We start from the raw sequence: 12,926 nt of genomic DNA on the forward strand, positions 1-12,926 counted from the left end.
CCCGCTCCTCTCTAGTTGCCGAGCTGGACCAGCTGCCGGCTGGTGGGCTGAACCTTCTCATTGTTCACGGTCTTCGTCCCCAGCCCTATCCGTCCGCCGCTGGGGGTTTCCCCGATGGCGACCATGAAGAACCCCATCGGAATCGTGCTCGATGGCGACTGGTAGATCGGCTCCACCAGGTAGTTGACGACCATGTCCCTTCTCAGGGCCCTGCCCACGACATTCTGTTCGAAGTCCCGCATTCCGATCCGGGTGGTGTTGACCCCGTTCTGGAAGCACGGCGCGAGGTTCTCGGGTTTGCCCATGCCTCCGACTTCCCGGGCGATGAAGTGGCAACGGGCCAGGAGGTTCCGGTCCGGGCCGTCGGGACGGACGTCCCAGCCCGCGCCGTTCGCGATGTCCCTGGCGTCCAGCCAGCCGGTGATCTCTCCCTTCGCTTCCGTGCCTCGGTCCCCGTACGGCTTGCCGACCAGGCACGCCACGGCAGCGGTGGGTCGCGTCACGCCAGACTTGCCGTCGACGCCCTCCATGGCGCCGTACTTGATCCACCCGGCTCCGGGGGCGTCCTGGTTGTCGGTGTCGGCGCCCGCCGGACGGTGGTTCAGGCAACTGTCCGGGTTGGTCCCGGTGGCCGACGGGCTGTCCGGGACGACAGCCGGCTGGGGGCCGGGGGCGGCCGCGACGACGGTCGGGGTGACGTTCTGCTGGACCGTCAGCATGGCGGCCAGGCTCGAGGAGCTGTAGGACGCCGCGATGACGGTGGGGGCCTGGTTGGGGTCCGGCGGGGTCCAGTCGAGCTTGGGGGCGGGGCGCTCGACGGCGGCGTGGGTCTTGTCGAACAGGGGCTTGGGGGGCTCCTGGTGGAAGACCGCGGGGCGCACCGGTCGGGTGGGCCGGTGGCAGGTGGTGCACCGGCCACCCGAGGACTGCGAGTGGCCCCGTCCCACGGGCCTTCCCTCGTCGGCGGCCGACTCGTCCTCGACCGGCTCGCCGATCGGGTCCTGTGAGGTGGAAGAGGCAGAAGAGGAGGTGTGCCTCGAACGGTGCCGGTACTCCCACTGCTCCGAGTAGTACTCGCTGAGGTCGTAGGAACCGTACGATGTCGCGCTGTAGTACCCGACGTAGCCCGACGGGTTGGTGTAGTCCGAGGTGTACCGGTTGTTGGTCGGGGCGTTCCCGGTGTACGTGTTGAGCTCGTCGGCGTAGGACTGGGAGGTCGTGGGCTTGCCTGGGGTCTGGCTCTGCGTCCCACCCGCTCGTGGGACGGAGATGCGGGCGGTGCCGCCCTCCAGGTCGATTCCGCTGGTGTTGGGGCCCGCCGGGCGCTCGATGACCGTGACGGGCCTGCCGCCGCCGCCTCCACCGCCCGCGCCTCCGCCTGCTCCAACGCCTCCGCCTCCACCGCCCGCGCCGCCCTTGATCACCTCGTGCCCCGTGGGGTCGATGCCGTTCAGCGGGCTGCCGTTGGCGTAGGTGTAGCGGTTGGCCCGGGCGGAGGACGTCGGGTCCAGGAGGGCGGAGTCGCGGCTGGTGAAGCCGCCGGTGCCGGGGCGGTACCAGCGGGCGGCCATGTTGACGTCGCCGGTGGCGGGGTCGGTCCAGCCGCTCTGGTAGCCGAGGCTGGTGCCGGTGCCGCTGGTGGCGGTGGGCTTGCCGAAGGGGTCGTAGGTGGTGGAGCCGGTGACGGTGGTGCCGTTGTGGTCGAGGGTGGCGGTGACGTCGGTGTGCTGGTCGGTGCGCAGGCGCACGCTGCTGGTGGCGTTGGCGGCGCCGAGCAGGTTGCCGGCGGTGTCGCCGGCGTAGGTCCAGGTGCCGTCGCCGGTCAGGTCGTTGGAGTCGCCGTCGTAGCTGAAGCGGGCGGCGTTGCGGCTGGTGACGCGGTCGAGGCCGTCGTAGGTGTAGCCGGTGGTGCCTTCGGTGACCAGGCGGCCGAAGGCGTCGTCGGCGAGGGTGTCCTCCTTGGTTCCGGTGGTGACGGCGGCCAGGGTGCCGCGCGCGGTGTAGCGGTAGGTGCTGGTGCCGTCCGACAGCAGACGGTTGCGCTCGTCGTAGGAGGCGGTGGCGGTGCCGTTCCCGGTGCGGTTGCCGGCGGCGTCCCACGTGTAGGCGGTGGTGGTGCCGTCGGCGGTCCAGGAGGTGAGGCGGTCGGCCAGGTCGTAGCCGTAGCGGTTGTCCTTGACCGGGTCGGCGGGGGCGCCGCTGACGGTCTTGCGGGTCAGGCGGTTGTCGAGGTCGTACTCGTAGGCGGTGCCGGAGATCGGGGCGGCGGCCGGGTTGCCGGCCAGTACCTGGTCGCTGCTCAGGCGGCCGAAGCCGTCGTAGCTCAGGCGCCGTTCGGAGACGGACTTGTCCTTGGTGACGTCGACCGGGTCGGCCTGGATGTACCACTGCCTGCTCGGGCGGCCGTCGCCGTCGTAGCCGTACCAGTTCTTGATGTTCAGCTTGGGGTTGCTGGTCCAGTCGAGCTGTCCGTCGGCCTTGTAGCCGAACACGGTCAGGCCGGTGTCCTGGTTCCGGCGCCTGGTGAGGCGCCCGTCGGCGTCGTACTCCCAGGTCTGGGCGGGCGTCGTCAGGTCGGCGCCGGCCTTGATGAGCAGGCCGCGGTCGTTGTACGCGTAGTTCTGGCCGTTCAGGGCCGGGGAGTTGTGCCGGATCAGGTGTCCGGCCTTGTCGTAGGCGAGGTCCCGGTCGGCGGTGTCGGCCTCCGCGCCGGTGCCGCTCTCGTGCACCAGGCGTCCGAGCGGGTCGAAAGTGCTGGTGCGCACCACGCCGCCGGGTTCGGTGCTGCGCACTGCCTGGCCGGCGATGTCGTAGGCGGTGGTCCAGGTGCGGTCGGCGGCGGCCGGGTGGGCTGTGGTGGCCGGCTCGACGGTGGACTCGGGCAGGCCCCAGGTGTTGAAGGTGTAGACGGTGGTGTTGCCCTTGCCGTCGGTCAGGCGGGTGCGGTTGCCGGTGGCGTCGTAGCCGAAGGTGGTGGTGATGTTCTGGCCGGCGGCCACCGGTTCGTTGAGCTTGATCGGGCGGCCGAGCGCGTCGTAGGCGGTGCTGGTGACGGCGCCGGTGGCCGGGCTGGTGGTGGTGAGGGTCCGCCCCTCCAGGTCGTAGGTGGCGGTGGTGGTGCGCAGCACGGCGCCGGCCGGGTCGAGGTCGTCGGTGGCGGCGGGGTTGCCGAGGCCGTCGTAGCGGGTGCGTACGGATTCACCGAGGGGGGCGATGGCGCGCACGGGGCGGCCGAGGCCGTCGTACTCGGCCTTGCTGACGCGTCCGAGCGGGTCGGTGCTGGTGAGTGTCTGACCGGCGGGGTTGTAGGTGGCGCTGCTGGTGGAGCCGGCCGGGGTGGTGAGGTTGGTGAGGTTGCCGGCATCGTCCCAGGTGAACTTGGTGGTCAGGTTCTGGGGGGTGGGCTGGCGTTCGACGGCGGTGGCGGTGAGGGTGCGGCCGAGTTGGTCGTAGGTGGCTTCGGTGCGGGCGCCGAGCGGGTCGGTGGCGGACAGCTGGAGGCCGGTGGGGGTCCAGGTGGCGGCCCAGGTGGGCGGGTTGTCGTCGACCGGGGGTTGGAGGCCGCCGAGCGAGTTGGGGTCGACGCGCTGGACCTGGTGGCTGAGGCGGTCGTAGCCGAAGGTGGTGCGCCGTCCGGCCGGGTCGGTGGTGGCGGTGACGCGGGAGAGCTTGTCGTACTCGATGCGGCTGACCGGGGTGAGCGCGGTGGTGGAGCCGGGCGGGGTGTAGGAGGGCAGGCGGGCCTCGGTGACGCGGCCGAGCGGGTCGACGGTGGTCTTGGCGACCTGGCCGAGCGGGTCCTTGGTGGAGACGGCTTCGCCGAAGGCGTTGTAGCCGGTGGTGGTGGTCGGGCGGACGGTGGTGGCGGCCGTTCCCCCGCTTTCGGCGGCGACCGGCGGCGCGGTGGCGGCGGTCTGTCGTCCGAGGACGTCGTACTGGTAGGTGGTGGTGGAGGCGGCCGGGTCGGCGCCGGGGGCGTTGCCGTTGGGGGAGGTGGCGGCGGTGAGCAGGCCGCGCTGGTCGTAGCTGAAGGTGCTGACGGCGGTGGGGCCGCCGGTGGAGGAGGCGAGCTGGCTTCGGGTCAGGCGGCCTGCGCCGTCGTAGGTGTTGGTCTGGACGCTGTTCTCGGTGTTGCTGATCTTGAGGGTGCTGGTGGTGACGCGGTCGTCGGCGTCGTAGCCGAGGGTGGTGGTGCGCGCCAGGCCGGCCGGGTCGAGGACGGTCTGGGTGACGCGCCCGGAGGGGTCGATGGTGCGCACGGTGGTGGTGCGTCCGCCGCCGGTGGTCTGCTTCACGAGGTGGCCGGCGCCGTCGTACTCGTCGGCTTCGAGGACGATCGGGCGGGTGCTGCCGTCGGCCTGGGTGACGTTCTGGGCGGTGACGGTGGCGGGCAGGCCGTCGTCGAAGTAGGTGTAGGCGGTGACGGCGCCCATGGCGTCGGTGAGGGTGGCCAGGCGGCCGGCGGGGTCGTAGGCGCGGGATTCGACGGTGAGGTCGCGTACGCCCTTGGCGTCGCCGTTCCAGCCATTGACGACGGTGGTCGCGGGCTGGCTGCGCTGGGTGTAGGTGTGGGTGGTGATCTGGCCGAGTGGGTCGGTGACGGTGGTGAGGCGGCTGAGGGCGTCGTAGTCGTAGCGGGTGACGCCGCCCATCGGGTCGGTGTCGTTCTGCAGGCGGCCGGCGCTGTCGTAGCTGCTGGTGGCGGTGCGGGTGCCGTCGAGGCCGGCGATGTCGGCGGTGGTGGTGGCGGTGGGGCGGCCGTCGGCGTCGAAGGCGACGGTGGTCCTGGTCTGGTGGGTGTCGCCGGTGACGGCGTCGGTGGCCTTGGGGCCGGTCTGGGCGGTCTGGCGGCCGAGTTGGTCGTACTCGTAGGTGGTGGTGACGCCGGCGGGCTGGGCGTCGGAGGTCTGGGTGGTCCGGGTCTTGCGGCCGGCGGTGTCGTAGCCGTAGGTGAGGGTGAGGCCGCTGGGCAGGGTGCTGCGGGCCAGGTCGCCGGTGGAGTAGTAGGCGTAGGTGGTGACGGCCCCGGCGGCGGTGGTCTCGGAGGCGAGCAGGCCGGCGGGGGTGGTGCCGCCGCTGTAGGCGGGTTCGGTGCCGGTGGTGTAGCTGGTGCGGGTGGTGCGGCCGTCGGGGCGGGTGGTGGATTCGGGCAGGCCGAGGGCGTTGTAGGCGACGGTGGTGCGGTAGGTGGTGTCGCCGGGCCCGGCGGAGCGGGCGTCGCGGGTCTCGGTGGGCTTGTCGTTGCGCGGGTCGCGCGGGTTGTCCTTGTTGAGGAAGTAGCTGGTGTAGGAGGTCCAGCAGGAGTTGACGTCGCGGCAGGTGGTCAGGGAGACGGTATTGCCGCGGGCGTCCTGGCCGCTGACGGTGGAGTGGCCGTTGGGGTCGGTGACGGTGTGGACGAAGCCGCCGGTGTCGTAGGTGTAGCTGGTGGTGTTGCCGGCTTCGTCGGTGCGGGAGATGAGGCGGTTGCCGCGGGTGGCGTCGTGGATGTCGGTGCTGGTGTTGCCGGCGGGGTCGGTGAGGGTGACGCGCGCGGCGAGTTCGGTGGCCGAGGAGGCGGAGCGTGCCTGGTAGTGGGCGGCGACCCGGTCGGCGCTCAGCGGGTGCTGGTAGATGGCGACTTCGTCGATCTGGCCGGTCAGCCAGGACCATCCGCCGTTGCCGGCGGGCCAGTTGCCGAGGTAGCCGCCGCCGAGGGTGACGCGGTCCATGTCGAGGTGGTTGACGGTGCCGGAGGCGGTGCCGACCAGGGTGCCGTCCAGGTAGAGCGACTGGGTGCCCTGGGCGGCGCTGATCACGGCGTGGTGCCAGGAGCCGTCGGTAACGGTGCCGGCGGTGGTGATCGGGCCGTTGGTGGCGCCGTAGAACATGCCGCGCAGTCTGCCGTCGGTGCCGACGTACAGGACGGGCATGGTGTTGCCGCTGGTGTTGTTGGCCTGGTCCAGGAGGATGCCGGTGCCGCCGGTGCGGAACCAGAGTTCGGCGGCGAGGTCGGTCTGGGCGCGCAGGATCTGGGCGGGCATCTCGACGTAGGACGCGTTGGTGCCGTTGAACTCGACGGCGTGGCCGTCGCCGGGGCCGAACACGCCGGTGGTGCCGGGCTTGGCGGCGGAGGTGTAGGTGCCGTTGCCCTTGATCGCGGCGACCTCGCTGGCGGCGGTGGTGCCGCCGGTCTCGTCCAGGCGCCAGTAGCCGCCGGGCGAGTCGGCGACGACGGAGCCGCGGTAGCCGGTGCCCTGGCCGGCGACCTGGGCGCTGCGGGCGCGGTAGTGGGCGACGACGTCGCGGTCGCTGAGCGGGTGCTGGTAGAGGGCGACTTCGTCGATGGTGCCGGTGAAGTGGCTGATGTCGCCGGGGGCGGCGGGCCAGGAGCGGGCGAAGCCGGCGCCGATGTAGGTGTGGCTGTTCTGCTGGTGGTCGACGGTGCCGTTCTGCACGCCGACGATCTGGCCGTCGAGGTAGATGGTCTGGGTGGTGCCCTGGACGGAGAAGACGGCGTGGTGCCAGGCACCGTCGGTGACGGCGTTCGGGGAGGCGAGGGTGGTGTCGGCGGTGCCGTAGAAGCGGTTGCGCAGCTTGCCGTCGGTGCCGATGTACATGACCGGGGTCCAGGTGCCGCCGACGCCCGCCGGGTCGTCGATGGTGCGGCTCTGGTCGCCGAGCAGCACGCCGGCGGTGGTGGTGTTGAACCATAGTTCGACGGCGAGTTCGGTCTTGGCGTGCAGGACGTCCTGCGGGATCTCGATCTGGGACTTGGCGGAGCCGTCGAAGCGGGCGGCGGTGTCGTCGGTGGGGGCGAAGACGCCAGGCGCCTTCTTGGCGACGGCGTCGCCGTAGGTGCCGGCCAGGCCGTTGCCGACCTCGCTGGCGGCGCTGGCGCCGTCGCGCTCCCCGAGGCGCCAGTAAGCGGCCGGGTCGGAGGCCTTGACGGCGTTGCTGTAGAGGAAGGAGCCGCCACTGTAGGTGGGGTCGGAAATCTTCCAGTCGCCGCCGGCGGCGTCGGTGACCTTGGTGACGCGCTCGGTGGTGGCGTCGTAGGTGACCTGGGCGCTGGTGCGGCCGCTGGGCAGGGTGGTCTTGGTGAGCTGGGCGCTGCCGGTGCGCAGGGCGTAGTGGTCGGCGACGGTCTGCTCGGTGAGCGGGTAGTCGTAGATCGCGGCTTCGTCGATCTGGCCGGTGAACCAGGACCAGCTGCCGTTGCTGGCGGGCCAGTTCCCGGCCCAGTTGCCGGTGTAGCCGCCGCCGAGGTAGGTGCGGTCCATGTTGAGGTGGTCGATGGTGCCGGGGGTGGTGCCGACCAGGGCGCCGTCGAGGAACATCGCGGTGTTGTCGCGGGCGCCGGCGAGCACGACGTGGTGCCAGGCGTTGTCGGTGACGTCGCGGGTACTGGTGACGGGGGCGCCGGGGCTGCCGAACTTGCCGCGCAGCTTGTTGTCGGTGCCGACGTACAGGGCGGGGACGACGTTGTACGGGGTCTCGCCCATGGCGCGGTTCTGGTAGGAGAGGATCACGCCGGGCGCGGCCGTGCGGAACCACAGTTCGACGCTGCGGTTGACGGAGGAGCTGATGGCCCGGTTGGGCAGCTCGACGTAGCTGGTGGCGCGGCCGTTGAAGGTGAGGGCCCGGTTGCCGCTGGCGCCGATCGCGCCGTCGGTGCCCGGGGTGACGTCCTGGGCCTGGGCCGGGGCGCGGTCGCTGACCTGGGCGTCGTTGGTGAGGGAGCTGCCGTCGCCCTGGCCGAGGCGCCAGTAGCCGGAGGGGCCGGCGTCGCGGACTGCGGTGCGGTAGCGCGAGCCGGTTCCGTAGTCGTAGAGGGTGCAGCCGGTGGCGGCGGCGGGGTCGGCACCGGGCGGGCAGACCTTGGTGAGGCGGTCGCCGTCGTACTGGTAGACCCAGCTGCCGGCGGAGCCGGCGACGGCCGCGGAGGTGACGTGGTTGCCGGCCCAGGTGAGGGTCAGGTAGCGGCCGGAGGCGGCGTCCTTGACCTGGACGGGGTGGCCGGAGGCGTAGACGAGGTCCTGGGTGTGGCCGGCGACGTCGGTGATGCGGGTGAGCTTGCCGTCGGCGCCGAAGGTGTGGACCTTGCCGGCGCGGTCGGTGAGCGTCCAGCCGCCGCCGTCGGCCTTGCGCAGGTCGGCGGCGATGCCGCCGCCGGGCACGTAGGCGTTCTTGGCCGGGTCCCAGCCGAAGCGGGCGCGGGAGCCGTTGGCGGCGGTGAGCAGCACGTTGCCGGGCAGGGCGAGCCAGTTGCTGGACTCGACCTGGATGCGCATGTCCCAGGGGGTGGACCAGCCGGCGCCGAAGGCGCCGTCGGTGCGCGGGTCCAGGGAGTTGTAGCTGCGGGTGACGGACAGCTCGGGGCCGACGACGGGCAGGGCGGCGTCGGTGGCGGCGGTGGTGTAGTTGCCGGCCGCGGTGTTGACGCTGCGTCCGGCGTCGTCGGCGGCGGTGTACTGGTTGGGCTGGGGCAGGACGGTGCGGATGTAGGAGGCCTCGGTCTTCGGGCTGGAGGCGGCGCCGTCGCCGACCTCCGCGTACCAGGCGTACTGCTCGTTCCAGGTCAGCCATCCGTCCGGCACCACGAACGTCGACGGCTGGTGCCAGGAGGACTGGTGGCAGTCCACCCGCGCGTCCCCGCCCACGACCCGGCAGACCTCGAACCGGTAGTCCACGGTGGGCACCGGGGCCTGGTCGGGGTCCGTGCCCTCGGCGGTGAGGGTGGGGTGGAGCTGGTAGAGGACCGTGCCGGAGGGCGGGGCGAGGCGGGTCATGTGCGGGGGCACGTTGACGGAAGAGATCTGGATCCTGATCGGCGTGACGCCGGCGTCGACCCAGAAGTTGCTCACCTGGTACTGGTCCATGGTGAACGCGACGGTGTAGGCGCCCTGCGGAAGGGTGCGGATGTGCGCGTCGACCACGGCACTGCCGCCCGGCGGGACGTCGTAGGGCATCGGCGTCCAGGCGACGTTGCTGCCGTAGTTGGTGATGTTGTTGCCCCACTGGTCGTACAGGAGGTACGACATCTTGTAGTTGCCGGTGGGGGTCCAGGTGTCCATGCCGCGGTTCCACACGCGCAGGCGGACGATGCCGTCCTGGGTGGCGGTCACCGGCTGCTGGAGGCCCCAGAGTTCGTAGTTGGCGCCGTAGCGGGACCAGGTGACGTCCAGGGACGGCTGGCCGCCGGACATGTTGACGCTGCCGAACTGCTTCCAGGAGTAGTTGTCCCAGACGTCTGTCTTGATGGCCAGGCCGTAGTTCGCGGTCCAGTGGTGGGTCCAGGAGTTGACCAGGTCGCGGCCGTCGGCGCCGAGGTCGATCGACTCCCAGGCCTCCGGGCAGGCCCAGGCGCTGGAGGGGCTGGGCCGCCAGCCGTGGGCGAAGGAGGGGGCGGCCAGGGCGGAGCCGGTGGAGGGCGCGGACGAAGCGCGCACTGCGCCGGGCGACCACCAGGAGGTGACCTGGTGGATGGTGACGGTGCGCGGGGTGCAGCTGTAGGACCAGGCGTTGTACAGGCTCAGGCGGGCGCCGAGGATGCTCGCGTTGCTGAGGGAGTCCTCGATGCCCGTGAACTTGACGAACGACGTGGCCTGGTGCCCGCCGCCGTTGTTGGTGCCGACCTTGAGGACGGTGTCGCCGGAGAAGTCCTGCTCGTAGCCGGAGTAGGCGTAGGTGCTCTCCAGGGCCCGGACGGAGGAGACCGACGGGTCGACCTTGACCGGGTAGACGCGCTCGGGCGCGTGCAGCCAGGCCTCGTCGAGCTTGACCTTGAGGGCCTGGCCGCCGGCCGGCAACTGGACGAGCTCGTAGGTGACGCCGCCGGTGATCGCGCCTTCCTCGGTGTTCGGCGCGAAGGCGGAGTCCTGCATCCAGCCGGCGGGCATGCGCCCGCGCAGGGTGCCGGCGGCGTCGGTGAAGTGGATCGAGCCGTCGGCGTCCAGGGAGGCGGTGACGCCCTGCAGGCGCAGCGGGAAGACCCACTCGGTGGGCGCGGTGGCGTCCTTGAGGACCAGGTTCTCCTTGAACGAGGAGCTCCCGGCAAGGATCGTCACGTCGGCCTTGGGCCGGGCCTCGGGGTAGGTGATGGTGCTGCCCTGGGCGGCGCCCTGGACGGGGGCGGCGCCCTGGAGGCTGTAGCCGACGGAGAGGCCGTCGGCAAGCTGCAGCTGGACCAGCGGGTCGGCGTCGGCGGTGAGGCCGAGCTTGAGCTGCTGCTCGGTGGAGCCGGCGGTCCAGCCGTTCTGGACGGGGGCGGCGCGGCCGGCGGTGGCGGTGCCGATGGGTATCAGCGTGGTGTCGATGGCGGCCCAGGAGCCGTCGGATCGGCGGAAATTGACCGGCTCGGGGTAGCTGCGGGTGGTGAAGGTCCCGTCGGCGTTCTGGAAGGTCCGTTGCTGCGCGGTGCGCTTCTCGGGGAGTTCCTTGCTGGTGGCGGGGTCGAAGCTTTTGGCCGGGTCGACCTTGCCGGCGGGCTTGGTCACCGGCTTGTCGGTGACCTTGGCCTCGGTGGCGGGCAGCTGGGTGGTCTGCGGCGGCAGGACGTTGTGGGCGGGCGCGCCGGTGGGCTTGTCCTCGGGAAGTTCACCGGGGGCGGGGGCCGCTCCGGGGTGCTCGGAGCCGTCCTTCGCGCTGGTGGCGGCGGTGGTGGCGTCGTGGCCGCGGCCGTCGGCGTTGCCTTGCTGCTGCTTGGGGTGCGGGCCGGGGTCGGCGGTTGTCGCGGCGGCGGCCCGGCGCAGCAGGGTTTCGGCGGCGGCCGACCCTTCGGCCGTTCCGAGGACGACCATGGTCATGGCCAGCAGGATTGCCAGGGGACGGCGCAGCACTCGGAAACCCACCAGCCGTTCAAGGGAGAGCAAATGAAACGGCAGTAGATATATCTGACCGTCAGTAGACAGATAAAGAGACAAATATCCCCATGTGCGGAAGGTCACATCCAAAAGTCGGCGATAACTCGGGGAGTGTGGAACCGATTACCCAGGGTCAGCACCCCGGGGTGGTTCCGGCCCGGCCCGGCTAGGCTCGGGCGGGACGGGTTCTCCAGACCGGAAGGCGGGTGTGCGCATGCTCGGGTACGACGCGGACGGGTTCGTGCGGGACGGGGTGGCGCACCGGGTGGTGGCCGGGGCGGTGCACTACTTCCGGATCCACCCGGAGCTGTGGGAGGACCGGCTGCGGCGGGTGCGGGCGCTGGGGGTGAACACGGTGGACACGTACGTGCCGTGGAACTTCCACGAACTGCCGGACGGCCGGGTGGACTTCACCGGCTGGCGGGACGTGGCCCGGTTCGTGCGGCTGGCCGGGGAGATGGGCCTGGACGTGGTGCTGCGGCCCGGCCCGTACATCTGCGCGGAGTGGGAGTTCGGCGGGCTGCCGGCCCGGCTGCTGGCCGTGGACGGGCTGCGGCTGCGCTGCGCGGACCCGGCGTACCTGGCCGAGGTGGACGGCTGGTTCGACGCGCTGGTGCCCGAGGTGCTGCCGCTGCTGGCGAGCCGGGGCGGGCCTGTGGTGGCGGTGCAGGTGGAGAACGAGTACGGCAGTTACGGCGACGACACGGCCTACCTGCGGCACCTGCGCGACGGGCTGGAGCGGCGCGGCGTGGACTGCCTGCTGTTCACCACCGACGGCGCGCACGACACCATGCAGCAGGGCGGCGCCCTGCCCGGGCACCTGGCCACCGCGACCTTCGGCTCGCGCGCCCCCGAGCGGCTGGCGGTGCTGCGCCGCCACCAGCCCGAAGGGCCGTTGACCGCCATGGAGTTCTGGATCGGCTGGTTCGACCAGTGGGGCCTGCCCCACCACGTGCGCGACGCCAAGGAGACCGCCGCGTCCCTGGACGAGCTGCTGGCCACCGGCGCCTCCGTCAGCCTCTACATGGCGCACGGCGGCACCAACTTCGGCCTGTGGGCCGGCGCCAACCACTTCGGTGCGCACCCGCTGGACGGCGGGTACGAGCCGACCGTCACCAGCTACGACTACGACGCGCCGATCGGCGAGGCCGGCGAGCTGACCGACAAGTTCCACGCGCTGCGGGAGGTCATCGGCCGGTACCTGCCCCTGCCGGAGGGCGAACTGCCCGCCCCCCTGCCCCGGGTGGCGCCGCAGCGCCTGCGGGCGGACGGGCGGGCCGCGCTGCTGGAGAGCCTGGAGGCGCTGTCGCAGCCGGTGGAGCGGGCCGCGCCACTGCCCATGGAGCAGCTCGGGCAGTCCCTGGGCCTGATCCACTACCGCACCCGCGTGCCCGGCCCCCGCCCCGAACTGCCGCTGCGCATCGAAGGGTTGGCCGACCGGGCGCAGGTGTTCGCGGACGGGCGCCCGCTCGGGGTGCTGGAGCGCAACTCCCCCGGTGCGACGCTGGACCTGGCCACCGGCGCCGACGGGGTCACCCTGGACATCCTGGTCGAGGCGCTGGGGCGGGTGAACTACGGCCCGAACATGGACGACCGCAAGGGCATCACGCGCGGCGTCTCGCACGGCGGGCAGCGGCTGTTCGGCTGGCAGATCCGGCCGTTGCCGCTGACGGACCTGTCCGCGCTGCGCTTCACCCCGGGCACGCCGGGTACGGCGGTTACGGCGGACGGGCCTGGTGCGGCGGGCAGGCCGGGCACGCCGGTCCGGGACGGGGAGCCGGTGTTCCACCGTTTCACCGCCCGACTCCCCTCCCCCGCCGACGCGTTCGTCGCCCTGCCCGGCTGGGGGCGCGGACTGCTGTGGCTCAACGACTTCCTGCTCGGCCGCTACTGCGCCGCCGGCCCCCAGCGCACCCTCTACGCCCCCGCGCCGCTGTGGCGCCCGGACGGCAATGAGCTGGTCGTGCTGGAGCTCGAACGGCACGGCGAGGCGGTGGAGTTGCGCGACCAGCCGGACCTCGGGCCGACCACGGCGGCGCCGAGCTCCGAGTACTGACGCGCCCGGCCGGTCCCCGGCCGCTT

General features: G+C 72.0%; 2 protein-coding genes. One reads left to right on the plus strand and one right to left on the minus strand.

Annotated features, from left to right (window positions below):
* Positions 1-11 precede the first annotated feature (11 nt).
* Positions 12-10,787, minus strand: coding sequence for a LamG-like jellyroll fold domain-containing protein (locus ACIBEC_RS28445; protein ID WP_360497598.1), 10,776 nt, complete (start codon positions 10,785-10,787; stop codon positions 12-14).
* Between the two features lie 271 nt (positions 10,788-11,058).
* Here ACIBEC_RS28445 and ACIBEC_RS28450 point away from each other — a divergent pair, with 271 nt between their 5' ends.
* Complete coding sequence (locus tag ACIBEC_RS28450) at positions 11,059-12,900, plus strand: beta-galactosidase family protein (RefSeq protein WP_360497601.1); 1,842 nt, start codon at positions 11,059-11,061, stop codon at positions 12,898-12,900.
* Positions 12,901-12,926 lie beyond the last annotated feature (26 nt).

The organism is Kitasatospora sp. NPDC051164, assembly GCF_044455625.1.
In the GTDB taxonomy this organism is placed as follows: domain Bacteria; phylum Actinomycetota; class Actinomycetes; order Streptomycetales; family Streptomycetaceae; genus Kitasatospora.